Origin of the sequence: Methylobacterium indicum (genome assembly GCF_001043895.1) — a bacterium.
Classification (GTDB): Bacteria; Pseudomonadota; Alphaproteobacteria; order Rhizobiales; family Beijerinckiaceae; genus Methylobacterium; species Methylobacterium indicum.
Map to the genome: position 1 here is coordinate 1 of NZ_JTHF01000131.1, position 24558 is coordinate 24558.

Consider the following 24558-nt stretch of genomic DNA (forward strand, 5'->3'; position numbering starts at 1 on the left):
CGCCACCTCGACGCCAACGAGACCTGAGGTCGGTCCCCGAAACCGATGTGGATCCTGCAACCCGGGGTCGTCGCCGGCGCGGATTGACGCCCACCGGCCCGGCGGGGATCGGGGCAGCGGGCCCGTGGGACATGGGAGCAGGAGCCCTGGGAGCGGGAGCCTTGGGAGCGGGAGCCGTGGCGACGCGTCTGCGCGGACGCCCCGTCTGTCGCCCACCGGCCCGGCGGGCGTCAATCCGCGCCGGCGACGACCCCGGGTTGCAGGATCCACATCGGTTTCGGGGACCGACCTCAGGTCTCGTTGGCGTCGAGGTGGCGGCCCTCGTGGTCGAGATGCAGGTAGTTGGGATTGAACTGCACCGCCCGCTGTAGCGCCTCCAGCCGTGGAAGCGTGAGTTCGCGGCCGCGCAGCGCGATCAGCCCGATGCTGCGCAATTCCTGCAAGGTGCGGTTCACGTGGACCACCGAGAGCCCGATCGTGTCGGCGATCTCGGCCTGGGTCAGGGGCACCTCGCAGGTCGTGCCCCGGGTGAGTCCGACCGCCTGCAAGCGCAGGTAGAGCTCGCAGAACAGGTGGCCGAGGCGCTCGAAGGCGGTGCGCTGGCCGATATTGACCGTCCATTCCCGCTGGATCGCCGCCGCTACCAGGGATTCCCAGGTCAGGGCCTGCGCCAGCCGGGCGTGGTCGGCGGTGAGCTGGCGGACGGTCTCGGGCGGGATCTCCGCCAGAGTGACGGCGGTGAGGCTTCCGATCGAGTGGTCCATCTCGCGCAGGATCGGAACGCCGTGGTCGCACAGGTCGCCGGGCAGCAGGTAGGCGATGATCTGGCGGCGCCCGTCCTCCAGGGTCTTGTAGCGGCAGGCCCAGCCGTCGAGGATCAGGGTCACCCCCGGCGGCAGGTCGCCCTCGCGCACGATGTCGTCCCGTGGGCGGATCTGGCGCATGCGCTGGCGCGACGCCTGATCGAGCGCGTGCCTGTCCTCGGTGGACAGTCTCGAGAAATTCTCGAGCTTGCGGATCAGGAAATCGGCCAAAGCACCCCACCGTAACACCTGATTTTATCATAACATATTTGTGAATTTAAATTTAATAACAAAAGTTAATCGGGGTCCCCGATCGATAAAAACTCAAAAAAATCCGATCGTTGGGCCAATACAAATTGGCCCGCGACGGACATCGTCCGTAACGCGGAGGGGCCACCGGAGCCGCGCTGCCATGCGCGAACGGACGGCGATGCGGGACTTCCGGACCCGGGGCGGAGGATGAAACCAAGTGTTGCGGTGCCACCACATCGGTTTCCGAAGTGGAAGCTCGGCCACAGAGCAGGGATTGTGATCCGGGCGCAGATGGGCAGTTTTGGCGGCGAGGGCTGGTCCTGCAAGGCGAGGCTGCGATGATGTCACGGACGATGCACGATCGTTCCGGCGGGCCGATCCCCGCCATCCTGCCGCCGCCGGCCCTCCGGTCGACGGACGGCGCGGGTCCCCTCGCGGCCGTCCTGGCGCCGGGCCTGCACGCGGCGTTCGACGGCTGCCTCGACGAGGCGCTGCCGGCCGACCTGTCCGCCCTCCTGGGGCGGCTCGACCGCGCCGCGGCCGGGCACCGCGCCCGGACCTCCGATTCCTTCAAGCGTTCGTAAGAGTCCCATGAGCGAAATCGCCGCCGACACCAACCGCATCGTCGCCTTCCCGCAGGCCGTGGCCGCGAGCCCCGTCGACGAGAACACCGCCTCGATGATCGAGGTGCTGCAGGAGCAGCTGCGCCTCGCCCGCGAGGGCAAGCTGCGCTCCGTCGCCGTGGTCTCGGTCTCCTCCGACGGCGGGGCGGTCGGCACGCAATGGTCGTGCACCCACGGCGACATCACCAGCCTGATCGGCAAGCTGACGGTGCTGACCCACGACATGATGGCCGCCCGCAAGTGAGCCGTCTGCGCAAGTAAGTCGTCTACGCAACTGAGCGGTCGAAGCCGGCGGGCCATCCGGGTGGGTGGGGGCCCGGAGGCGTCCCCGGGCCTACTCGGACGGGCGATGCCGTCTCAGCCGCGGCTGAGGCGGTGGGCGTTGGCCCGCACCTTCCGGCGGTAGTCGCGCACGACCCGCTCGGGCGAGCCGCCCGCGGCCAGCGTGATCGCCGCCTCCGCGGCGGCCTCCATCTTCTCGATCACCATCCGCTCCGCCTCGGCCTGGGCCGCGCTGCCGCCGAGCGAGAGCTTGGCCAGCCGCAGGGCGACGACCGTCTGGGCCTCCAGGCCGAGGCGGACGGTGTCGAGGCCGAGGCGCAGCCAGGAATCGTACATCGCGAAGCGTCTCCGGGTCAGGACGTGATGAGGGGCGGGATGTGCGGGGAAGCCGTCCGGCGAGCGAACGCGGCAAAGGCCGCGGCGTTCGCCGCCCGGACGGCGCACTAAGCAGACTTGCGTTGGCAGGCCAACGCTTCGCCCGCTTAGGTTCTTGTTTTGCCGCAGATTTTCGGCGCCGAACCGGTCACCACTTCGGCGAAATCTGCTCAGGGAATCGCGCCCTGCGGCAGCATCAGCCCGCCGGGCGTCCGGGCCGGGGATTCCGGTGCCGCGGCCTTCTCGCGCCGCGGACGGGGCGCGCGGGGCGCAGGCTTGGGGGCCTCCTTGGCATCCGTCGACGAATCACCCGCCGCTCCCTCCGCCGCAGCCGTCTCGGGCCTGGTCGTCTCGGGCCTGGTCGTCTCGCCCTTGGCCGCCCCGCCCTTCGCCGCGGCCTTCTGGCCCTTCGCGGTGCCGCGGGCAACGGGTGCGGGCTTGGGCACCGCGACCTTCGGGGGATCGCCGCAGGCCTTGAAGGCCAGCTCGGCCAGGACCTGGCCGTCATCCTCCGACAGGATGCGCAGGGTCGGCGGCAAGCCCTCCATCGCCTCGGACCACCGGATCGGAGCGCCGTTCTGCGCCTCCAGGGCCGCCGGGGACGGGCCGCGGCGCAGGCCCGACAGGTCGGGTCCATAGGCGGTGGCGAGCTTGTTGCGGATCACCACCTGCAGGACCTGCAACGACTCCGGCGAGAGCGGGCGCAACGGGTTGTTCCAGGTCATGGTCCCCTGCCGGGTGACCCAGAGGCGAAACCCTTTCCCGCCGGCGAATTCCGGCGCCTGCGGGGCCGGGCAGACCGGGACCGCGTCCTCGGCGGCGGCGCGGCCGGGGCTCGCGGAGAGGCCGGCCGACAGGGCGGCCAGAAGAACGGCCGTCACGGCGGCACGCGTCACCGGGATTCTCCGTCACGCTTGAACGGGTAGGGGTGGGGCCCGCGCTCGTCCGGACCGGACCCGTGGGGTTCCGGCTCGGGCAGGCCGGGCTCGGCCGGATCGTGGTCGATGGTCCTCGGGCCCTGGAGCCGGGGACGGGGTGCCTCCAGCCGCTCGTAGGCGCGCGGTGCCCCCGGCTGATGGGCCGTCTGCTCGAACACCCCGGCGAGGTCCTGGTCGAAATCGCGAAACAGCTCGTCGCCCCGGTCCTCCAGCTCCTGCTCGTGCGGGAGCCGCAGGGGCGGACGGCCGCGGCGCTGCCCGAACGCGAGCATCACTCCGGCGAATACCAGGGCCGCCACGGCAGCCAGAATCACGATCATCTCCATCGTGATGCCAGCCTTAGAGCATTTCCGGCGGCCTGTCCGGTCGCTCGGCGCCGGGCCGGCCTGCGGCGCGCGGGGGCTCCGCCGGGCGGGTCCCGCCCCTTCAGCTCGCCAGGGCCGCCGCGATACCCTGCAGGTAGCCCGCCTCGCGCAGGCCCGCCTCGACGGCTTCGAACAGCGCGCCCTCGGCGGACGCGGTGCCGGCGAGTTCCTGGCCGCGCTCCCCGTGGAGGACCGGCGCCTGCGGGCGCTCGCCGATCGGACCGGCGGGCAGAGCGTATCCGACCAGGGTGGTGGCCGCCGTCAGGGCTGATCCGATCGACATCATGGCGGGTCCTTCCGCGAATCGGCGTCTGCGAGACACCCATGATGGCCGTTCAACCAAACCTTAACCATTGTCCGGGTCGCCGCAGGTGCGACAGGCGCGCAGCAGCCCCTTGTCCGGTGACGCAACGTCCGCCGGCACTCGCAACCCGCGGGATCCCGCGGTAGAGCGTGACGGGAATGCGGAACGCTCCTTGCGTCGCCGCCGGCAGGCGCGAGCCCGCGCGCCGCGCGATCCGGACGGCGATCCGGCCACAGGACGAAGCGACCCGATGGACAGGCCCCAACGCTCCGACACCCACGGTCTCGATGCCCGGGAGGCCGACGCACCCCGCAGTGACGCTCGGGGTGCCGACGCGCTCGAAGCCGACCTGCTCGGGCTGGTCGAGGAGGCCCGCCACCAGGCGAGCCAGGATCCGTTCCGCAACCCCGTCCTGACCGTGGCTCTGGCGATCAGCCGCCGCTTCGACCGGGGCGAGATCGGCGAGGACGATCTCGCCGGCCTGTTCGTGCGGTTGCGCGCCGAGGCGCTGGAGGCGCGGGCGGCGCGGCTGCGGGCCTATCTCGGCCTCGGGTCGGAGCCGGATTCCTCCGCCGCGATCGAGGCCGTCGCCGAGGCGGCTCTGGGCGATCCGGAGATGGCGTTCGAGACCGCCCGCACCCGCGTCGAGCGCACGCGCTTCGCCGCCGTGTTCACCGCCCACCCGACCTTCGGGATGCCGAAGGCGGTGGCGAAGCTCCTGGCCGAGGCCGCCTCCGAGCCCGACCCGGCGGCGCGGCACGCCCCGATCGCGGCGGCGGCCGCGCTCTCGGCCCGGGCCGACCCGGTCATCACCCTCAACGACGAGTTCGACCAGGCCCGGCACGCCGTCCAGCACGGCCGGACCGCCCTCGACGGGTTGAACGAGGCGCTGCTGCGGGCCGCCCGCGAGCGCTGGCCCGATCGCTGGAGCGAGCTCGTCCCCAAGCCCGTCGTCATCGCCTCCTGGGTCGGCTGCGACACCGACGGGCGCACCGATATCGGCTGGTGGGACACCCTGCGCTACCGGCTCGAATCGAAGCGCACCCAGTTCGACCGGGTGCTGGCCCAGCTGCCCGACGCTCCCGCCTCGGAGCCCGCCCGGCGCCTCGCCGAGGAGGCGAAGGCCGCCGTGCTGCGCCAGCTCGCGGTGGCGCCGAAGCTCGGCGAGCAGCCGAGCCTCGAGGCGGTGCACCGCTTCGCGCTGGCTCTCATCATCGAGCGCGACCGGGCCCAGACCGAAGCGGGCCCGCTCCTCGCCCTCCTCGACCGGGCGGTGGCGCAGGTCTCCGACGACGAGGCGCGGCTGAAGCTCTGCGTCTTGCGGGCCGGCGTCGCCGCGCACGGGCTGCAGAACGGCCTGCCGCATTTCCGGCTCAACGCCAGCCAGGTCCACAACGCGGTGCGCCGCGAGCTCGACCGGGACGGCGACCCGACCGATCCGGCCCAGCGCCGCTCGCACCTCGCCTCGATCAACGCGCTCCTCGACGCGGTCGCGGCGGTGCCGGTCGATTTCGGCGCGCTCGCCGCCGAGCGGGCCTCGGCTGCCCGGCTGATGATGACGATCGCCCAGATCCTCAAGCATGTCGACGGCACCCACCCGGTCCGCTTCCTGATCGCCGAGACCGAGACCGGCTACACCCTGCTCGCCGCGCTCTGGCTCGCCCAGCATTTCGGCATCGGCGACCGGGTCGAGATCACGCCGCTCTTCGAGACGGCCTCGGCGCTGGAACAGGGCGTCCACGTCATCGAGGACGCGCTCCGCTCACCCCATTGGCGCGCCTATCTCAAGCGCACCGGGCGCCTGGTGGTGCAGTTCGGCTACTCGGATTCGGGGCGCTATGTCGGCCAGCTCGCCGCGACCTTCTGGATCGAGCGGCTGCGCTTCCGCATCACCGAGTTGATGGCGGCGCACGACCTCACCGACATCGAACTCGTGATCTTCGACACCCACGGCGAGTCGATCGGCCGGGGCGCCCACCCGACGAGCCTGTCCGATCGCCTCGCCTACCTCGCCCCGGACCATGCGCGGCGGCGCAACCGCGAGGCGGGGATCCGCACCAGCCTCGAATCGAGCTTCCAGGGCAGCGACGGCTACCTGATGTTCGGCACGAAGACCCTGGCCGAGGCGACGGTGGCGCGCATCGGCGAGCACATCTACAGCCGGCTCCAGCCCGCCCCCGACCCGATCTACGCGGAAGGCGATTTCGCCACCGAGTTCTTCACCGGCGTGCGCCAGGACATGGAGACGCTCGTTAACGATCCGGGCTACGCGGCTTTGCTCGGCACCTTCGGGCCGAACCTGATCGACCGCACCGGCTCGCGCCCGGTGGCGCGGCAATCGGATGCCGGCGGTCCCGTCGCCATCACCCATCCGCGCCAGATGCGGGCGATCCCCAACAACGCGATCCTGCAGCAGCTCGGCTTCCTGGCCAATTCCCTGCACGGGGTCGGGCGGGCGGCAGGGCGCGCGCCCGACCTGTTCGTCGAGATGCGCGAGCGCTCCGAGCGCTTCGCCCGCGCCTTCCGGCTGGTGCAGGAGGCGACCGCCGTCGGCGACCTCGACGTGCTGCGCGCCTATATCGACACCCTCGACCCCTCGGTCTGGCTCGAGCGGGCACGCCGGGCCACCCGGGACGGGCGGCGGGAAGAGATCGTGGCGGTCGCCGCCGCCCTCGACCGGCTCAACCTCGCCCCGCACCTGCGCCGCCTGTTCGGCCGGCTGACGCAGGACCACCTGATGCTGCACTCCGTGGCGCCCGATCTCCCCGCGATGACGCCGCGGCTCGCGCTCCTGCATGCCCTGCGCCTCGCCCTGATCCACCGGATCTGGTTCCTGGCGGTGCACATCCCGGGCTTCCGGCCGCAGAACGGCATCACCCGCGAGGCCCTGATCGAGCGCATCCTGCGCCTCGACGTCGAGGGCTGCCTCAAGCTCCTCGACGACATCTTCCCGGTCACGCCGGACCCGACGCTCGGCCTCAATTTCGGCGAGCCGGCGGGCCCCCGGGGCGTGGGCACCTACGAGGCCGAGCACCGCACCCTGTTCACCCCGATCCGCCGCCTGTTCGGCCTCGTGCGCGAGATCAGCGGCATGATCCAGCACGAGGTGGGGGCGTTCGGCTGAGCCTCGCGGTCGTCGCCCGCCGCGTCGGGTGGCGTCGCGGATGCGCGGACCCTCCGCAGAGAGCCGCGCATCCCGCCCGGTCGCCAAGCCCGGCTGGTGCTGCTACAGGGCCGTCCAAGAGAGTTGGATGTTGTGACCAATGACGGGTAACGGAGCCGCGGCCCCCCGGCCGGCGGCGGCGCACGAGGCGCTTCTGGCGCTGTTCGAGGACCGGGGCTACGCGCGGGTCGAGCCGCCGGTGCTGCAGCCGGTCGAGCCCTTCCTGGAGCTGTCCGGCGAGGACATCCGGCGGCGCATCTTCATCACCCAGGACGGCGCCGGGGCGGAACTCTGCCTCAGGCCCGAATACACGATTCCCGTCGGGCGCCACCACCGCGCCGTCGCCGACGGGCAGGCGGCCGATTACAGCTATCTCGGCCCCGTCTTCCGCCTGCGGGCGGCCGAGCCCGACGAGTTCCACCAGGCCGGCATCGAGTCGATCGGCCGGACCGACGTGCCGGCGGCCGATGCCGAGATCCTGGGCCTCGCCCTCGACGGGCTCGACCGCCTCGGGCGCGGCGATGGCCAGGTGCGCCTCGGCGACATGGGGCTCATCACCGCGCTCCTCGACGCCCTGAACGTGCAGCCGGCGGCCAAGCGCCGGACGCTGCGGGCGGTGGCCGCCGGCCGCTCCCTCGACGCGATCGCGGCGCCCGTCGCGGTCGATGCGGCCCATGCCGGCCTGCTCTCGGCCATCCAGGGCCAGGACCCGCAAGGGGTGCGCGCCTTCGTGGAGGACGTGCTCGCCATCGCGGGGATCAGCCGGGTCGGGGGCCGCACCGCCGGCGAGATCGCCGAACGCTTCCTCGCCAAGGCGGCGGCCCATGCCGAGGGCGGCGTCGGCCTGGGCGCCCGCGCCCGCGAGGTGCTCGACGCCTATCTGGCCCTCACCGGCGATCCCGATGCGGCGGCGTCGGCCGCCCGCGACCTCGCCCGCCGGGCCGGTCTCGACGATCCCCGGCTCGAGGCGGCGCTCGCCCTGTTCGAGGAGCGCAACGGCTTCATCGCCGCCCGCGGCCTGCCGCTCGAGCGCTTCGTGTTCACCGGCAGCTTCGCCCGCAACCTCGACTATTATACCGGCTTCATCTTCGAGGTCGGGCAGGACGGCGAGAAGCCCGTGGTCGGCGGCGGGCGCTATGACGGCCTGCTCCAGCATCTCGGCAGCCGGGACGCCCTGCCGGCCGTGGGCTGCTCGTTCTGGCTCGAACGCCTGGGAGGCGAGCGCTGATGAGCGACGCGACGATGGATGGCCCCCTGGTTCTCGCGGTGCCCTCGAAGGGCCGCCTGCAGGAGAACGCCGCCGCCTTCTTCGGCCGCGCCGGCCTGACGCTCGCCCAGACCAGCGGCGCCCGCGACTATCGCGGCCGCCTGAAGGGCGTGGACGGGGTCGAGGTCCGCTTCCTGTCGGCCTCCGAGATCGCCGGCCAGCTCGCCAGCGGCGCGGCCCATCTCGGCATCACCGGCGAGGACCTGATCCGCGAGACCCTGCCGGATGCCGCCGGGCAGGTCGAGCTGCTGACGCCGCTCGGCTTCGGCCAGGCCACCGTGGTGGTGGCGGTGCCGCAGGCCTGGATCGACGTGCGCTCGATGAGCGACCTCGACGAGGTGGCGAGCGATATGCGGGTGCGGCACGGCAAGCGCCTGCGCATCGCCACCAAATACGTCAACCTGACCCGCCGCTTCTTCGCCGATCACGGCGTCGCCGATTACCGCATCGTCGAGAGCCTGGGCGCCACGGAAGGCGCGCCGGCCTCCGGCAGTGCCGAGATCATCGTCGACATCACGACGACCGGCGCGACGCTGGCCGCCAACGCGCTAAAAATCCTCGACGACGGGGTGATCCTGCGCTCGGAGGCGAACCTCGTCGCCTCGCTCGCCGCCTCCTGGAGCGAGACCCCGCGCCGCGCCGTGCAGGCGGTGCTCGGCCGGATCAGCGCCGAGGAGCGGGCCCGCACCACCCGGGAGGTCCGGGCCGGGATGCCGGCCTCGGGCGAGATCGACCTCGCGGGCTTGGCGGCCCTGCACGAGGCCGAACTGCCCTACGGCGCGCCGGAGGGGCGGGGCGAGATCGTCCTGCGCTGCCCGGCGGACGCGGTGTTCGGCCTCGCCGACGCGCTCGTCCAGGCCGGCGCCCAGGCGGTGAGCGTGCGCCGGATCGACTACGCCTTCGCGGCGGAGAACCCGCTGGTTGAGCGGCTGCTCGGGCGGCTGTGACGCCCCGCGCGCGGCGGAAGGTAGATCCTCCCGCCGCCGATCGGCGGCGCTACCGCGTCAGCCGCAGCTTGCCGATGCTCGCCGCGATGGCGTTGAAGGCGCCGATGAGGCTGCCTGCATCGTTGGCCTGGAAGTACTGGCTCGCCGAGCCGGCGCAGTCCTTGAGCAGGCCGACGCCCTGCGCGTCGATCGGATCCGACGAGACGCTGAAGCCGATCGTGTAGATCGTCACGCTGGCCGTCCTGGCATTCGCGCAGCCCTGCCGCGTCAGCTCGTCGAGGGCGTTGCGCGCCTGCGTCCCGCTCGACACGTTCTGGTAGGACGTCGGGAAGTGAAGATCGGGATCGCTGCCATCCCCGTTGATGAAGTACCCGTTCGAGGAGATCAGCGATTTGTTGTAGGAATAGGGGTTGTCCGTCCACGTGTTCGCGCCGTCGGTCATCAGCACGATGATCTTGCTGACTGCCTGATTGTTGTAGGCGGCGCCGTCGGCGAAGACACTCTTAGGCGAGATGGTGCGCCAGCCCCACATCAGCCCCTCGTGGATGTTGGTGCTGCCGCCGGCGACCATGTTGTCGATGATGCCCGTAAGAACGCTGCTGTCGCGCGTCAGCCGCTGCAGCGGCTGCGTGCTGCAGCCGAAATTCGGCCCGAGCGCCACCCCGTCGCTGATCGTGCCGCTCCGCGCGTTGCGGGGAGACTGGTACTTGCAGGCGCGGCGCTGCGCCGTGGCGTAGGTGTCGCTGCTCGTCAGCTTGGCGCAGGTTCCGCTGGTCGTCCCGTCGTCGTCGTCGATGTAGCTGTTGAGGCTGTAGCTGCCGAACGAATACGCCAGGTAGCCGGCCTGCGTTCCCGCGCCGCCCTCGTCCGGCGCGATGTAGGGCATGTAGAGCGAGGCGTCGCCGTTCGTCGCCATGTCGCTCACGTTCTGCGGGTAGGGCAGCGACTCGAAGCAGCCGGCCCACGCCCAGCTCGGCACCACGCCCTGCAGCTTCGCGAACAGGTCGAACCGGCTCTTGAACCCGGCGTCGGCGGTCCCCGAGAAGTTCGTCCAGTGATAGGGCGACTTGCCCTTCGTATCGACCCAGGCGGCATTCCGGTACGCGGCGGCATCGACCGCGACCGCTGAGGAGAACGGGACGATCGCGATCTTGGTGTTCGTGGAGAAGCTCTTGTTGTTGAGCACGTAGGTGACGAATTTCCGGGCGGCCGAGCGGAGCGACGAGATCTTCGAGACGCCGTCGTTGCCGGAGCTGTTCATCGAGCCGGTATTGTCGAGGACGAGGGCGATCTCGAAGGTGCGCGGTATCGGCGTAGCGCATTGCGCCCGGGCGACCGGGTTGATGCTCCGCGTGCCGGTGATCCGGCCGAAGAAGAGGGTCGAGAGCTTGCGGGCCGTCAGCGTGATCTGGCGCGGGTTGCTGGTGATCGCGAGCGGCTCGACCACGAGGCCGTCCGCCCCCATCTGCCCGGTCAGGGTCGTGCGGGCGAGGGCGTCGAGATCGGCATTCGTCGTGCTCAGCGGCGTCTGGCACAGGAGGAGCGAGGTCGCGTCGGTCGCGGCCTGCAGCTTGGTCTCCATCCGCATCGCCGCGCCGTAATCGACCGCCGCGCCGCCGAAGATCAGCATCGGCAGCAGGAGGAAGGCGAACAGGATCGTGATGTTGCCCCCGCGATCGCCGGCAAAGCGGCGTGCGGGGTGCCCGGCGCGCCGCCGCGCCGCCGGGTCAGGGCGCGGAGCCATCGCAGGCCTTCGGGTTCGAGCCGGGCAGGATGACCTCCGTGAAGGTGTTCGTGCCATAGGTCTGGCCGCCTCGAACCGGCCAAGGGACGCTGGCGGAGAGCGTGATCTCGCTGCTGACGCCGCTGACGAGCTTGACCAGGGCGCCGCCGATCATCGGAGCGTAGGTGCCCTTCACCTCGACGAGGACGTAGCGCATGCCCTGGGTCTGGTAGCCGGGCGGCACCGCGAGGTCCTTGGCGGGCCCGAGCGCGCGCGCCGTGGTCCCGGACGCCGCGGCCGAGCAGACCTGCGGCCCGTTCTGAAGCTTGGTGGTGTCGACGCCCAGGGCGCTCACGGCGATCTGCACGCCGGAGGCGTCGAACGGGCGCAGCACCCGCGGGGCGACGGCGAGGATGTCGGCCATCGCGCTCGCGCTGAACGGGTTCTGCGCATCGCCCTGCGACACGAGGTCGGCGACCGTCCGGGCGAGCAGCGTGAGCTTGCGCCAGTTGTCGAAGGCGCGGGAGAATTCCGACATGCCGGCGAGCAGGGCCAGCATCAGGGGCAGCAGCAGGGCGAATTCCAGCGTGGCGGTGCCGCGCCGGTCGCGCAGGAAGGTGGGTCTCAGCACGCGCCCGCCCCGGTCACCTGATACGGCTCGGTGCGGAGCACGGCCGTGGAGGTCAGCAAGCTCGCTCCGTTGTCGTCGCCGCTGGTGAATTGCCGGGTGGCCAGCCCGAGCAGGTTGAAGAAGGTCGGGATCGGGACGGCCGCCGTGACGACGATGATGGTGCCGGGCTTGGCGCAGGCGTAGTTGGTGCCGAAGCTGGTGCTCCAGGTGCCGGCGCCGGTATCGAGCGGCTGGACCGGCGTGGCATTCGCGAAGGCGCTCGCCGTCGCCACCTCGATCCGCACCTTGCGGCAGTCGAAGACCGTCACGACGTTGGCCGACGCCGATCCGCAGACCTGCGCCCTGAGATTGGAAAGCAGCGTCGCCGCGTCGGTCTTCCCCGCATTGGCGAGCTGGAACTCGCCGGTCAGGACCGTCCTGACGCCGTTCTGGACCGAGCGATCGAAGTTCTGGGCCGCCCAGATCTGGAACGCGACCTGGATGATCGCCCCGACGAGACCGAGGAAGGGCAGGGCCACGAGGGCGAACTCGACCGCCGCGCTGCCGCGCTCGTCCGCCGCGAAGTGGCGAAGCCGCCTCCGGGCCGAACCCGTTCGGCCCCCTCCCGAGGGGCGGCCCGCGCAGCGTGGTGTGATCGCGTGTTGCGTCATGCGGACCAATTGCCCGTCGTTGCGAACGCTGCCTGAAGACGAGAAGCGGTCTTCACCGCGGCAGGCCGCGATGTCTGTCTGACTCGACTCGGCTTCAAAATTCTCGTGGGGGTACCATTGGCCGCGACTCTGAATCAAACGATAAACGTGTCGATAATTTGCAATCATTAACAAATCGATCGCGCAATCCAACACCAAACGTTTGTACGAAACACGGCGCTCAAGTTCGATATTATGGCGGATGAATGGTTGAATGGTTCCGGTATGCGATCGTTTATGTTGAGTTCGATGTGGAGACGACGCAACAATATTCAGGATTTGCTCCAATAGGCGCGCGATCAGACAACATTTGATTGCTCTGAATACCTCTTATGGCGTTACGTCATTAAAGATGATGTTTGCGCGCATTTTTGATTGGAGAAAAATTATATGTGGAATGCACGTCTCGCGATGAGATATGAAGATAGGATAATATTCAAATCAAAGTCTAATTTTCATGGAAGATCGCATTGTGGGCCCGCCCTTACTTTCGGGATCGGGCGAGCGGCGGATGACGAAACCTCTGCCCGGCTCGGCCGCCTGTCCACCTACGCTTCCCGTGCGCCCGGATCCGCATGTCCAGCAAGGCTGGGTCGTGCGCCACTCGCACGCATCCGCGGATCCCTCGTTGCAGCGGCGGCCGACGGGCTTGCGAAGGGCCAGGGGGGATCGGGAATGACCGGTCGCGAGATCGTCGGTGGATGGGACGCGTCCGGCCGTTCATCCCGCGCGGTGCGGATTCGCCCGAACGGTGCCGCCGGGTCATCCCCGACGGCCTACCGACGCGCCGCGGCGGCGGGAGACCCGCCGACCGAAGCGGCCGCGCGCCCGCGGAAGCCTGATTGAGCGCGTCGCGCTTCGACGCGCCGTCGTTGCCGGATCGGCCCGTCGATCCGGTATCGTCGACAAGCGCGGACGGAGACCCCCGCGTGGCGGCCGGGCGGACGATGGTCCCCCCGGCGCGATCCTGCCGGAACGGTCCGGCTCGACCTACTCCGCCGCCTCGACGAATACCGTCCCGGCCCGCGGCAGGTTCAGCGCGTCCCACACCTCCACCAGGGCTTCCGTCAGGGCCGCGATATGCGCCTCGCCGTGGAACGGCGAGGGGGTGATGCGCAGGCGCTCGGTGCCGCGGGGCACGGTGGGATAGTTGATCGGCTGGATGTAGATGCCGTGGCGCTCGAGCAGCCGGTCGGCCGCCGCCTTGCACAGTTCCGCGTCGCCGACCATCACCGGGACGATGTGCGTGTCGGTGGCGAGCACCGGCAGGCCGGCATCGAGCAGGGCGGCCTTGGTGCGGGCGGCCTGGCGCTGGTGCGCCTCGCGCTCGCTGCCGGACTGCTTGAGATGGCGGATCGACGCGATGGCGGCCGCCGCGATCGCCGGGGGCAGGGCGGTCGTGAAGATGAAGCCGGCGGCGTGGCTGCGCACCGCGTCGCACAGCGCCGCCGAGCCGGTGATGTAGCCGCCGACGCAGCCGAAGCCCTTGGCGAGCGTGCCCTCGATCACGTCGACCCGGTGCATCACCCGGTCGCGCTCGGCGATGCCGGCGCCGCGGGGGCCGTAGAGTCCGACCGCGTGGACCTCGTCGAGATAGGTCATGGCGCCGTAACGGTCTGCGAGGTCGCAGATCCTGCCGATCGGCGCCACGTCGCCGTCCATCGAGTAGACGCTCTCGAAGGCGATCAGCTTCGGCCGGTCGCCGGCCGCGATCAGCAGCTCTTCGAGGTGGGCGAGGTCGTTGTGGCGAAAGATCTGCTTGTCGCAGCCCGATTGCCGCACGCCCTCGATCATCGAGTTGTGGTTGAAGGCGTCCGACAGGATCAGGCAGTTCGGGATCAGCTTGGCGATCGTCGAGATGCCGGCCTGGTTCGAGACGTAGCCGGAGGTGAAGACGAGGCCCGCCTCCTTGCCGTGCAGGTCGGCCAGCTCGCGCTCCAGATCGACGAGCGGCGAGTTGTTGCCGGCGATGTTGCGGGTGCCGCCGGCGCCGACGCCGCAGCGCTGCGCGGTCTCGGTCAGGGCGCTCACCACCGCCGGGTGCTGGCCCATGCCGAGATAGTCGTTCGAGCACCACACGGTGATCTCGCGGGTGGAGGCGTCGGGGCGGCGCCACTGCGCGGCGGGAAAGCGGCCGTTGATGCGCTCGATATCGGCGAAGACGCGGTAGCGGCGCTCGCCGTGCAGGCGCTCCAGGGCGCCGCGGAAGAGGGCCTGGTAATCGGTCGCGCCCTGAGCGGTGTCGGGGCGGGTCTCGGGCCGGGTCTCGGGCATCGTGGTCCTTCGCGGTCTGGCCGGACGGGTGTCCGGGGCGGGACCGGGCGAGGCCCCGGGAAGGGGCCCGTCCGCGCGGCAAGGGACCGGGATCGCCGATCCGCCGCTGGTCGCGCCTTGATCTCGCTCAAATGCGACGGCTTTTGTCTTTTGAAAAAGTCGAGGGCGAGGGGGAGCGTTCTGCCGCCTCCCGCACGGGCACGGAAGCTGGAATTTGGTCATGGCGACGAAGGGTCGCGCGCGATGAGCGGGCGGGAAGACGGCAGGCCGGGCGACGGAACCCGGGAGCAGCGCCTGAAGGCGGCCTTGCGGGACAACCTGAAGCGCCGGAAGGCCCAGGCGCGGGGCCGGGAGGCCGCCGAGGCGGAGCCGGAGGATTCGGCGGCCCCGCCGGGGACGGATCGAACCGCCGGGGATCGGCGTTGACGCGCAAGCGTGGCGGTTTCATCGCTGCGGTGCAATAACCGGGTTTTGGATCAGGGGCGCGCCTCGCGCGCCGGACGCGCCGCAAGAGGCGCGAGGGACGTTGTCACCATGGATCGCATTCACATCGTCGGCGGCAAGCCGCTTCACGGCATCATCCCGATCTCGGGGGCCAAGAACGCGGCCCTGCCGCTGATGATCGCCAGCCTGCTCACCGGCGAGACGCTGGAACTGTCGAACGTGCCCCGGCTCGCCGACGTCGCCTCGCTGCTGCGCATCCTCGGCAACCACGGCGTCGACCACATGGTGGTGGGCAAGCGCCCGGGCCAGACCACCGAGGCCGGCCAGACCATCCGGCTCACCGCCTCGAACGTCATCGACACCACGGCGCCCTACGACCTCGTTTCGACCATGCGGGCGAGCTTCTGGGTGATCGCGCCGCTGCTCGCCCGCTTCGGCGAGGCCCGGGTGTCGCTGCCGGGCGGCTGCGCCATCGGCACGCGCCCGGTCGATCTCCTGCTGATGGCGCTGGAGACGCTCGGCGCCACGATCGAGATCGACGGCGGCTACGCGGTGGCGCGCACGAAGAACGGGCTTCGCGGCGGCGAGATCAAGTTCCCGAAGGTCACGGTCGGCGGCACCCACGTCGCCTTGATGGCGGCGGTGCTGGCGCACGGCACGACCGTGATCGAGAACGCCGCCCGCGAGCCGGAGGTGGTCGATCTCGCCGCCTGCCTGACCCGGATGGGCGCGCGGATCGAGGGCGCCGGTACGCCCCGCATCGAGATCGAGGGCGTCTCGCGCCTCTCGGGCGCCCGCCACGCGGTGCTGCCCGACCGGATCGAGACCGGCACCTACGCCATGGCGGTAGCGATGACCGGCGGCGACGTGACGCTCGAGAACACCCGGGCCGACCTCCTGCACAGCGCGCTCGACATCCTGGCCACCACCGGCACCGAGGTCACGCCGCTCGATCACGGCATCCGCGTGCGCCGCAACGGCCACGGCATCGCGGCGGTGGACATCACCACCGATCCGTTCCCGGGCTTCCCGACCGACCTCCAGGCCCAGTTCATGGCCCTGATGACCAAGGCCAAGGGCCAGTCGCGCATCCGCGAGACGATCTTCGAGAACCGCTTCATGCACGTCCAGGAGCTCGCCCGCCTCGGCGCGAAGATCCGGCTCGAGGGCGACGTCGCGGTGGTCGAGGGCGTCGAGCGCCTCAAGGGGGCGCCCGTGATGGCGACCGACCTGCGCGCCTCGGTCTCTCTCGTGATCGCGGGACTGGCCGCCGAGGGCGAGACCCAGATCAACCGGGTCTACCATCTCGATCGCGGCTTCGAGGCGCTGGAGGCCAAGCTCGTGCGCTGCGGTGCCGAGATCCGGCGCGAGCGGGTCTAACGTCCACATCCGGACGAACGGGCGATTGGACCTAACAACGGATCCGATCGGGCGTCCCGGCGGATGACTCCGCCGGGATCAAGTCTCTATTAGGCTTGAGCGGCGTCAATCGTTGTCCGGGCGGCCGGGGCCCGGCATCGTGCTGCCACTCTCGGTCGATTGCGGGCGGGAGCGGTGCAACCGGAGCGAACCCGTGCCGTCCCTCTCGACCAAGCTGATCCCGCCCGGGATGCTGAACGTCATCAAGCGCTCGCCGGCCCTCTACGCCGCCGGACGCAAGGCCCGCTTCGCGCTCGGCTCGCGTCTTGGCGCCCGGCCGGTCGCCGGCATCGGGCGGGCCCACTACAACGACTTCATGCTGACCTCGACCGCCCCCGACCGGGTGGCGAGCTACGTGACCGGCGCGCGCCAGTTCGTCGACATCCTGGAGACGGCGCTGAAGGAGGCCGGGCGCGACTGGGACTCGGTCGGCCGGGCGCTGGAGATCGGCTGCGGCTACGGCCGCATCGTGCGCGAGCTGTCGCGCCGGCTGCCCGGCAACCGCCTTGCGGTCTGCGACGTGATCGACGAGGGCGCCCGCTTCACGGCGGCGGAGTTCGGCGCGAGCCAGGTGCCGGTGATGGAGCGCGCCGCGGCGAAGCCCGACGCGGCCTACGACCTCATCTACCTGCTCTCGGTCTACACCCATCTGCCGCGGGACTTCGTGGTCTCGAACCTGCGCGATGTCGGCCGCGCCCTGAAGCCCGGCGGCGTCGCGGTGTTCACCATCCACGGCCAGGGCTCGGCCGAGACGGCGGAGCGCTACGAGCAGTACTGGCTCGACAAGCCGGCGGTGCTCTCCGCCATGGCGCAGGCCGGCTACTATTACGCCCGATATCCCTACTATACCGACGAGTACGGCCTGACCTGGTTCGCCAGGGACGCCGTCGAGCGCCTGGTGACCGAGGCGGCGCCGGAGCTGGAACTCGTCTCGTACCGGCCGATGCAGCTCGACGCGCACCAGGACGTGTTCGTGTATCGCAAGCGCGGATGAGCGGAAGGGGCGGATCGGATCCGCCCCGCCCCTCAGGCCGCCACCTCCGCCGGCTTGGTCCGCTCCGCGGCGAGGCGCGTCACGGCGGCGAAGTCGACCTTGCCGGAGCCGAGCTGGGGCAGCTTGTCGACCGTCACGATCTCGGCCGGCACCGCGAGTTCGCTGAGGCCGCTCGCCCGGGCGCGGGCCTGGAAGGCGGCGCGGGTCGCGTCGGCCTTCTCGGTCACCAGCACCAGGCGCTCGCCCTTGCGGGCATCGGGCAAAGCCGCGACGGCGCTGGCCGCGTCCGGGTACAGCTCGGCGGCGACCGCCTCGACGGCGGCGAGCGAGATCATCTCGCCGCCGACCTTGGCGAAGCGCTTGGCCCGGCCCCGGATGGTGACGAAGCCGTCCGCGTCGATCGTCACGATGTCGCCGGTGTCGTGCCAGCCCTCGGGCGGCGCTTCCAGCACGCCCGGCTTCTCGGCGCGGAGATAGCCCAGCATCACGTTGGGGCCGCGCACGAACAGCCGCCCGCCTTCCGTGACGCCTGGCACCGGCTCGAGGCGCGCCTCCATGCCGGGCATGATCCGCCCGACCGTGCCGAAGCGGTTGAACATCGGGGTGTTCAGCGCCAGCACCGGCGCCGTCTCGGTGACGCCGTAGCCCTCCAGGATCCGCAGGCCGAATTTTTCCGCGTAGGTCTTGCGGGTCGCCGGCTTCACCGGCTCGGCCCCGGCCAGGATGTAGCGCAGCGAGCGGAAGTCGTAGGCGTGGGCGACCCGGGCGTAGCCGGCGAGGAAGGTGTCGGTGCCGAACAGGATGGTGGAGTTCGAGCCGTAGACCAGCTCGGGCACGATCCGGTAGTGCAGCGGCGAGGGGTAGAGGTAGACCGGCACGCCCGAGACCAGCGGCAGCACCAGCCCGACGGTGAGCCCGAAGGAGTGGAACACCGGCAGGACGTTGAACACCTTGTCGGTGCGGCCGAAATCGATCCGCGCCTGGGCCTGGGCGGCGTTCGCCAGCATGTTGCGGTGGGAGAGCACCACGCCCTTCGGCGTGCCCTCGCTGCCGGAGGTGAACAGGATCGCGGCCGGGTCCTCGGGCTTGCGGGGGTGGATCGCCTGCCGCCAGCTCAAGAATCCGCGCAGCTTGTCGAGCCGGCCGACCTGGCCCCGCACGTCCTCCAGGTAGACGATTTTCAGGCTCTGGCTCAGCGTCTCCAGGAGCGCATCGAGGCGGCCCTTCTGCACGAAGGCCCGGGAGGTGACGATGGTCTCGACCTCCGCGGCCTTGCAGGCGCTCAAGATGTTCGCCGGGCCGGCCGTGAAGTTGATCATCGCCGGCACCCGGCCGGCCGACATCACGCCAAGCACGGTGACGGCCGCCGCGTTGGCATTCGGCAGCATCACGCCGATGGCGCGACCCTGCGGCGCCAGCGGCCCGAGCTTGGCGCCCAGCACCCGGGCGCCCATCAGCAGGCGGCGATAGGTGAGCGTGCCGGTGACCGGATCCTCGACCGCGACCCGGGCCCCGCCCTCGCGCTCCGCCGCCTCGACCACGGCGTCGAACACCGTGCGGTCGATGGGCGCGGTGCGGAAGATCAGGTCCGACATCACGCCGTAGAGCGCCGCGCCCGCGGCCTGGCGCCGGGCCTTGCCCTTCAGGCCTGCATCGACGTCGAGCCGCACCGGCTCCAGCACCGTCACGGTGAATTTCGGCCACCAGCGCCGGCGCATCTGGGCGCGGGAGAGGCGCGAGAAGGCGGTCTGCTCCGGCCCCTCGATCTTCACCGGCACCACCGGCACGCCGGACTTGTCGGCGATGAGGCCGGCGCCGTCATAGACCTTCATCAGGCTGCCGGTGACGGTGAGCCGGCCTTCGGGGAAGATGATCAGCGTCTCGCCGCCCTTGACGGCGTTGATGAGGGTCCGCGTCGCCATCGGCTTCGTCGGGTCGAGCGGCAGCGCCCGGGTGAGCCACAGGAAGGGCTTCACCCACCATTTCTGCGCGATGGTGTGGTCGATGGCGAAGGTCGGGTCGCGCTCGGTCAGGGACAGGGCGAGGCCCGCATCCAGGAAGCTGACGTGGTTGAGGGCGATGATGGCGTTCGGCCCCGCCTTCTCGATGTTCTCGAGGCCGCGCACCTCGAGCCGGTAGAAGGCCCGGAAGACGATCGACAGGAAATCGCGAAAGCCGCTCGTCGGCAGCACGGCGAGGACCGCGACACCGGCGACGAGGTTGGCGATGCCGACGATCAGGAACTGGCCGGCCGAGGACAGCCCGGCCTTCTGCAGCACCGCGAGGCTGACGGCGCCGAGCACGATGAAGGCGGCGGCGAGCACGTTCGAGGCGGCGATGACCCGGGCGCGGCGCTCCTTCGGGGTCCAGGCCTGGAGCGCGGCGAAGGAGGGCACGATGAACAGGCCGGCGGCGGCGGCCAGCACCACGAAGTCGACGGCGATCCGGATGCCGCGCCAGGAGCCCAGGAAGTCGAGGGCGCCGACGGGGGAGGGGGGCGGGACGCTCGCCGCCGCCACATGCGCGAGGTCGAGGGAGACGAGGCCCATGATCAGCGCCGCGATCGGCGTCGGCAGCATCACGATCCGGCCGGCGCAGAGCCAGGAGGCGAGGCCGGAGCCGAGCGCCACGCCGACCGAGAACAGGGCGAGAAGCGCCGTCACCACGGTCTCGTCGCCGCCGAAGGTGCGCTTCACCAGGGCCGGCAGCAGGGCGAGCACCACGGCGCCGACGAGCCAGAACCAGCTGGTGATGAGCCCGGTGCGCCACAGCCGCGTATCCTCGTAGAGGTCGCGCATCAGGCCGCCCGTCGAGCGCAGCACGTTGCGGTCGACCTCGAGGTTGGGCGCCGCCTCGCCGGTCGTCGGGATGGCGAGGCTGGCAAGCCAGCACAGGCCGGCGAATCCCATCACCAGGAGGCCGAAGGCGTGCGCCCCGCCATGGGTGACCGCGAGCCCGCCCGCGATGGTGCCGGTGAGGATGGCGAGGAAGGTGGCGGCCTCGATGAGCGCGTTGCCGGCCGGCAGCTCGGCGCGGGCCAGGTGGTCGGGCAGGATGCCGTACTTGATCGGCCCGAACAGGGCCGCGACGATCCCGAACAGGACGAGGGCCACGAACAGGATCGGCACCGAGGAAAGCCAGAAGCCCAGGACCGCGACGCCCGCCGCCAGGATCTCCGCCGCCTTGAGGCGGCGGGCGACGTAGGCCTTGTCGTAGCGGTCGGCGAGCTGGCCGCCGAGGCCGGACAGGAAGAAGAACGGCGCGATGAAGGCCGCGCCGGCCAGCGTCACCAGGGCTGCCGAGCCGCCATCCGCTCCGCCGCCGACCCCGCCCGCCCCGAACATGATCAGGAACACGAGGGCATTCTTGAGGAAGTTGTCGTTGAAGGCGGAGAAGAACTGGCACCAGAACAGGGGCGCGAAGCGCCGGCTGGCCATCAGCGATCCTGACATCGGGGCGGTCCTCGCTGGGTGTTGCGTCGTGCGTGGAGGCCGGGCGCCGGCCGCGGCGGGAGAGTGCTTAGCCGGTAAACCCTAATCGGCTTTGTTGCCCGGGTCTGCGGCGATCCGATGTCGGGCCGCCGCGCGGGAACCGGCTATTCCTTGCCCATCTCCATCAGCAGGCGCTCGGCCCGGGCATCCTCGATGCGGTTGACGAGGCGCTTGCCCTCGTGGACGTCGCGCACGGTCTTGACCATCGTGATGCAGGACTGGACCAGCATCGTCACGCCCATGGCGAGGTAGGCCTTGGTCCAGAGGTCGAGGGGCAGGAACAGGATGCCGCCCGCCACCATGGTGGCGGCGCCGATGAACGAGGCGTAGGTGAACGCCACCCAGGCGGAGGTGTGCGGTGTGGTCTGCTGGGTCATGACGGTGTCTCCTCGGACAGGGAATGCGGGTTCGGTGCGGTCAGGCGACGTTCGTCTGGGCCTTGGCCTGCGCCTTGGCGCGCAGGCGCTCCATCACGCTGCCGGCGCTCGGCCGGGGGCGCGGGGTGAAGCCGGCCTCCTCCAGGCGCTCGCACAGGGAGTCGGGCGCCGCCGCGTCGACGATCGCCATGGCCTCGTCGGAGGCGGCGTCCGCGGCCTGGGCCTCGCGCAGGCGCCGCAGGGTGGCCTGCGCCTCGGCGAGCGCCGCCGGGCTCCCCGTTCCCTGCCCACGCCGGGCCCGCAGGCGGCGCACCGCTTCCGTCGCCCGGGCGATGCGCTGGCCGCGCTCCAGCTCGGCGAACTGGTGGGTGCCCTTGCGCACCGCGCGGCGCAGGGCGGCGACCTCCGCCGCATAGGCCGCCCGGGTCGTCTCGAGGGTGAGCGCCTCCTGCTCCATCTCTGCCAGGGCCTCGGCGGCCTCCCGCGCCAGGTCCTCGCGCCCGCCGGCGAGCGCCGCGACGGCGCTGGCCTCCAGATCGACCATCCTGGCGTAGAGCGCCGTCTGCCGCTTGGCGTCGACGGCCTCCTGGGCGATGGCCCGCCCGAGCGCCCGGCGGCTGTCGTCGAGGGCGGCGGCCGCGTCGCGCAGCTGCTGCTCCAGGATCAGGAAGGCGTGCTGGTCGTGGAGGTCCTCGGCGGCCCTGGCGGCGGCGCCCCGGACGAGGGTGGAGAAGAGGTTGAGCATCGTCGGCTCCGGGTTCGTGAACGCTGTTCACGAAGGCACCTTTCCACAGCCGTGAACGTTGTTCAAGCGCAAATTTGAACATCGTTCACGCATGTGCGGAGACGCACGGGTTACGAAGGTGCGACAACGCACGGGGAGAGGTGGAGACAGGATGCGCAACGACGACAGGCGGGAGCGGCTGCGCACGGCGCTGATCGACGCCGCGGAGGCCACCATCGCGGCCGAGGGCCTGGCGGCGCTCAAGGCGCGTGATCTCGCGAAGGAGGTCGGCTGTGCCCTCGGCGCGATCTACACGGCGTTTCCCGACCTCGACGCCCTGATCCTCACCGTGAACCTGCGCACCCTCGCCCTGTTCGAGCGGGCGATCACCGCGGTGACGATCGCGCCGCCGCCGACGGGCGCGGCGAGCCCGGCCGAGCGGGCGGCGGCGGCCGACACCCTGGTGCGGCTGGCGGTGGCCTATCTGCATTTCGCCGCCGAGAACCCGGCCCGCTGGCGCGCCTTGTTCCAGCACCGGATCACGCATGCCCTGCCCGACTGGTACCTCGTCGAGCAGGTGCGCCTGTTCCGCTACATCGAGACGCCGCTGCAGGTCCTGCGGCCCGGCCTCGGCGACCGCGAGCGGGCGCTCCTCGCCCGCTCCCTGTTCTCGGCCACCCACGGCCTCGTCAGCCTCGGCCTCGACGAGAAGCTGATGGTGCTGAGCGAGCCGGTGCTGCGCGGGCAGATCGAGATCGTGGTGGGGGCGCTGGGGCGGGGCCTGGCGGAGGGCGGATGAGCACGATCCGTCCGGCGAAAGCCCGCTCCGCGATCAGGGGGAATCCGATCAAGCCACCATGCTAATCCCCGAGTGAGGACGATCCGCCTCTCACCGATATGGCGGCTTCGAGCCGGTGGATCTCCTCGGGATGACGCTCCATGACTCGTAGGAGGTTCGTCATGGCTCGGCTGGGCGTGACCTCGCCGCTTTCGTATTTCTGGAAGGAACGAGGGCCGCCCCCGAGAACCTCGCTGGCTTTCACTTGCGAGAGGCCGAGCTTCTTGCGAACGCGTGCGACTTCTCCTGGCGTCGCAAGGCCTTCGGCCTCGGCCTTGAGTGCCATCAAGGCGCGATCCGTGGCCTTGAGATCGTCACGCGAGTGAATGCTCTCGCCACTGGCGTCGCAGTACCAGCCCGGCAAGGACACCGTCTGCTTGCGGCCCTTGTAGGAAACCACGAACGGACGTGTATCGCGCACCATCGGCTCGCCGGTCACAGGGCAGACTGGTGTCTCATTCATCGTTCTTTTCCTTGAACGACAGTAATAAAAACTCCGTGACAGTATCAGATCTAAATTTGATATATAGCATACCAACTTCGGATGGAACGTGATAGACGTCTTGCCACTCGCGAGAGTTTTAGTGCGATGTCACCGACTTGTCGAAGTGTCATCTCTTTATGGTCTGGATGGTGTCGATCATGTCGGTTGCGCCGAAACCAATCTCTGCAGCGGTTCGAGCAGCCGATCCCGCTACACGGAAGCGGGTGCTCTTCGCCCAGGCTTGGAAGCTGTCGAGGTCGTAGGTCGGCTTCCGCTTCTCTGACATGCCCCATCGTACACCATAATGGTGCAATGGACAGTCTGTTTGAGCGACATGCGAGACTGGTCGGTCCCGATACGAGCGGGGTCGTACCAGGGACCGTCACCAAGGAAGCATCTCCCCCCGATAATCCAGGTACGCGCAGCCCCGCTGCCCGAGCCGCCCCTCCACCACCGTCACCATCCCGTCCGCGCTCGTTGCCACGTCGATATCGGCCTCCGGCCCGCCCATGTCGGTGCGCACCCAGCCCGGATGCATCAGCACCGTGCCGAAGGGCGCGTCGCCGTGGCGGGCGGAAAAGCTGCGGGCCAGCGTGTTGAGGGCGGCCTTGCTCGCCCGGTAGCTCTCCCAGGTGCCGCCCTCGTTGAGCGAGACGCTGCCGAGGATCGAGCTCATCAGCACCATCAGGCCGCCGGGGGCGACCCGGCCGGCGAAGGCCTCGGCGAAGCGGATCGGGCTCACCGCGTTGGTCTCGTAGACCTTCAGCGCCGTCGCCCGGTCGCCCTCCGGCAGCGGCACGTGGGCGCCGTCGGCGATGCCCGCCACCACGAACACCACGTCGAAGCTCTCGGGTTCGAGGTCGTCGCGCAAGCGCGCCACGGCCGCGTCGTCGTCGATGTCGACCTGCCGGATCGCCGGGGCGACCGGGGTGAGGGCGGCGAGCGCCGGCGCCTCGCCCCGGGCGGTGGCGGTGACGGCCCAGCCGCGGGCGAGGAAGGCCCGGGTCAGCCCCAGTCCCAGGCCCCGGGACGCCCCGACGATCAATGCGCTGCGATCCTGCTTGGCCATGGCGGTCTCCTGCGAAAGGTCCGATTTTCGCGGGAGAAGTAGGGTCCCTGCCGTCGTGGCAAGGGAGGGATCAGGGGAGAGG

24 protein-coding genes and 1 pseudogene are annotated in these 24558 nt (G+C 70.5%); 9 read left to right on the plus strand and 16 right to left on the minus strand.

What is annotated here, in order from left to right:
* Positions 1 to 290: 290 nt before the first annotated feature.
* Positions 291 to 1034 (minus strand): Crp/Fnr family transcriptional regulator, encoded by a 744-nt coding sequence (locus tag QR78_RS16265; RefSeq protein ID WP_048428596.1) that lies wholly within the window; start codon positions 1032 to 1034, stop codon positions 291 to 293.
* 374 nt (positions 1035 to 1408) lie between these two features.
* Here QR78_RS16265 and QR78_RS16270 point away from each other — a divergent pair, with 374 nt between their 5' ends.
* Both QR78_RS16270 and QR78_RS16275 read left to right on the plus strand, forming a co-directional pair.
* A complete protein-coding gene (locus QR78_RS16270; protein ID WP_048428597.1) occupies positions 1409 to 1639 on the plus strand; it encodes a hypothetical protein in 231 nt (76 codons plus the stop codon).
* A 7-nt stretch (positions 1640 to 1646) separates the two neighbouring features.
* Positions 1647 to 1922 (plus strand): hypothetical protein, encoded by a 276-nt coding sequence (locus QR78_RS16275; protein ID WP_048428598.1) that lies wholly within the window; start codon positions 1647 to 1649, stop codon positions 1920 to 1922.
* Positions 1923 to 2035: 113 nt separating this feature from the next.
* Here QR78_RS16275 and QR78_RS16280 read toward each other — a convergent pair whose 3' ends face one another.
* The 4 genes from QR78_RS16280 to QR78_RS16295 form a co-directional block, all read right to left on the minus strand.
* A complete protein-coding gene (locus QR78_RS16280) occupies positions 2036 to 2296 on the minus strand; it encodes a hypothetical protein (protein WP_048428599.1) in 261 nt (86 codons plus the stop codon).
* Between the two features lie 209 nt (positions 2297 to 2505).
* A complete protein-coding gene (locus QR78_RS16285) occupies positions 2506 to 3231 on the minus strand; it encodes a hypothetical protein (protein ID WP_048428600.1) in 726 nt (241 codons plus the stop codon).
* On the minus strand, positions 3228 to 3587 hold the full coding sequence (locus QR78_RS32000) for a hypothetical protein (protein ID WP_125901267.1): 360 nt from the start codon (positions 3585 to 3587) through the stop codon (positions 3228 to 3230). Before QR78_RS32000 ends, QR78_RS16285 begins: the two co-directional genes overlap by 4 nt.
* 112 nt (positions 3588 to 3699) lie before the next feature.
* Positions 3700 to 3921 (minus strand): hypothetical protein, encoded by a 222-nt coding sequence (locus tag QR78_RS16295; RefSeq protein WP_125901269.1) that lies wholly within the window; start codon positions 3919 to 3921, stop codon positions 3700 to 3702.
* Positions 3922 to 4192: 271 nt separating this feature from the next.
* Between QR78_RS16295 and QR78_RS16300 the strand changes: the two genes are divergently transcribed.
* The 3 genes from QR78_RS16300 (at position 4193) to hisG (ending at position 9319) form a co-directional block, all read left to right on the plus strand.
* Positions 4193 to 7066 (plus strand): phosphoenolpyruvate carboxylase, encoded by a 2874-nt coding sequence (locus QR78_RS16300; RefSeq protein WP_082172051.1) that lies wholly within the window; start codon positions 4193 to 4195, stop codon positions 7064 to 7066.
* A gap of 139 nt (positions 7067 to 7205) precedes the next feature.
* A complete protein-coding gene (locus QR78_RS16305) occupies positions 7206 to 8333 on the plus strand; it encodes an ATP phosphoribosyltransferase regulatory subunit (protein WP_048428602.1) in 1128 nt (375 codons plus the stop codon).
* Positions 8333 to 9319 (plus strand): ATP phosphoribosyltransferase, encoded by a 987-nt coding sequence (gene hisG / locus QR78_RS16310; protein ID WP_048428603.1) that lies wholly within the window; start codon positions 8333 to 8335, stop codon positions 9317 to 9319. Before QR78_RS16305 ends, hisG begins: the two co-directional genes overlap by 1 nt.
* 49 nt (positions 9320 to 9368) lie before the next feature.
* On the opposite strand, the gene QR78_RS16315 is transcribed toward hisG, so the two are convergent.
* The 4 genes from QR78_RS16315 to hemA all read right to left on the minus strand — a co-directional run bounded on the left by QR78_RS16315 (position 9369) and on the right by hemA (position 14636).
* Entirely contained in the window at positions 9369 to 11063 is a 1695-nt protein-coding gene (locus tag QR78_RS16315) for a TadE/TadG family type IV pilus assembly protein (RefSeq protein ID WP_082172052.1), read from the minus strand.
* A complete protein-coding gene (locus tag QR78_RS16320; RefSeq protein ID WP_048428604.1) occupies positions 11047 to 11673 on the minus strand; it encodes a TadE/TadG family type IV pilus assembly protein in 627 nt (208 codons plus the stop codon). The genes QR78_RS16315 and QR78_RS16320 overlap by 17 nt, the downstream gene beginning before the upstream one ends.
* A complete protein-coding gene (locus QR78_RS16325; protein ID WP_082172054.1) occupies positions 11667 to 12323 on the minus strand; it encodes a TadE/TadG family type IV pilus assembly protein in 657 nt (218 codons plus the stop codon). The genes QR78_RS16320 and QR78_RS16325 overlap by 7 nt, the downstream gene beginning before the upstream one ends.
* Before the next feature lie 1029 nt (positions 12324 to 13352).
* Positions 13353 to 14636 carry a 5-aminolevulinate synthase gene (hemA, locus tag QR78_RS16330; protein ID WP_048428606.1) on the minus strand — a complete coding sequence of 428 codons (1284 nt, stop codon included), beginning with the start codon at positions 14634 to 14636 and terminating at the stop codon, positions 13353 to 13355.
* Between the two features lie 243 nt (positions 14637 to 14879).
* Here hemA and QR78_RS36085 point away from each other — a divergent pair, with 243 nt between their 5' ends.
* The 3 genes from QR78_RS36085 (at position 14880) to QR78_RS16345 (ending at position 17493) form a co-directional block, all read left to right on the plus strand.
* Entirely contained in the window at positions 14880 to 15062 is a 183-nt protein-coding gene (locus QR78_RS36085) for a hypothetical protein (RefSeq protein WP_048428607.1), read from the plus strand.
* A 108-nt stretch (positions 15063 to 15170) separates the two neighbouring features.
* A complete protein-coding gene (murA, locus tag QR78_RS16340) occupies positions 15171 to 16460 on the plus strand; it encodes a UDP-N-acetylglucosamine 1-carboxyvinyltransferase (RefSeq protein ID WP_048428608.1) in 1290 nt (429 codons plus the stop codon).
* A 193-nt stretch (positions 16461 to 16653) separates the two neighbouring features.
* On the plus strand, positions 16654 to 17493 hold the full coding sequence (locus tag QR78_RS16345; protein ID WP_048428609.1) for a class I SAM-dependent methyltransferase: 840 nt from the start codon (positions 16654 to 16656) through the stop codon (positions 17491 to 17493).
* 32 nt (positions 17494 to 17525) lie between these two features.
* Here QR78_RS16345 and QR78_RS16350 read toward each other — a convergent pair whose 3' ends face one another.
* From QR78_RS16350 to QR78_RS16360, 3 genes are all read right to left on the minus strand, one after another.
* Positions 17526 to 20945: an acyl-[ACP]--phospholipid O-acyltransferase gene (locus QR78_RS16350; protein ID WP_048428610.1), complete on the minus strand. Its 3420-nt coding sequence runs from the start codon at positions 20943 to 20945 to the stop codon at positions 17526 to 17528.
* A gap of 143 nt (positions 20946 to 21088) precedes the next feature.
* On the minus strand, positions 21089 to 21361 hold the full coding sequence (locus QR78_RS16355) for a YiaA/YiaB family inner membrane protein (RefSeq protein ID WP_048428611.1): 273 nt from the start codon (positions 21359 to 21361) through the stop codon (positions 21089 to 21091).
* A gap of 40 nt (positions 21362 to 21401) precedes the next feature.
* Entirely contained in the window at positions 21402 to 22106 is a 705-nt protein-coding gene (locus tag QR78_RS16360) for a PspA/IM30 family protein (RefSeq protein ID WP_048428612.1), read from the minus strand.
* Positions 22107 to 22257: 151 nt separating this feature from the next.
* Between QR78_RS16360 and QR78_RS16365 the strand changes: the two genes are divergently transcribed.
* The gene (locus QR78_RS16365; protein ID WP_048428613.1) at positions 22258 to 22884 is read left to right on the plus strand and encodes a TetR/AcrR family transcriptional regulator; all 627 of its coding nucleotides are present in this window, start codon (positions 22258 to 22260) and stop codon (positions 22882 to 22884) included.
* Positions 22885 to 22945: 61 nt separating this feature from the next.
* Here QR78_RS16365 and QR78_RS16370 read toward each other — a convergent pair whose 3' ends face one another.
* The 4 genes and pseudogenes from QR78_RS16370 to QR78_RS16380 all read right to left on the minus strand — a co-directional run bounded on the left by QR78_RS16370 (position 22946) and on the right by QR78_RS16380 (position 24476).
* A complete protein-coding gene (locus QR78_RS16370; RefSeq protein WP_048428614.1) occupies positions 22946 to 23386 on the minus strand; it encodes a type II toxin-antitoxin system MqsA family antitoxin in 441 nt (146 codons plus the stop codon).
* Positions 23379 to 23492, minus strand: a pseudogene (locus tag QR78_RS36090) (type II toxin-antitoxin system MqsR family toxin); the annotation flags it as partial. The pseudogene QR78_RS36090 and the gene QR78_RS16370, both read right to left, overlap by 8 nt.
* A gap of 42 nt (positions 23493 to 23534) precedes the next feature.
* Positions 23535 to 23693 carry a type II toxin-antitoxin system MqsR family toxin gene (locus tag QR78_RS36095; protein WP_244276554.1) on the minus strand — a complete coding sequence of 53 codons (159 nt, stop codon included), beginning with the start codon at positions 23691 to 23693 and terminating at the stop codon, positions 23535 to 23537.
* 96 nt (positions 23694 to 23789) lie between these two features.
* Positions 23790 to 24476: an SDR family oxidoreductase gene (locus QR78_RS16380; protein ID WP_048428615.1), complete on the minus strand. Its 687-nt coding sequence runs from the start codon at positions 24474 to 24476 to the stop codon at positions 23790 to 23792.
* Between the last annotated feature and the right edge of the window lie 82 nt (positions 24477 to 24558).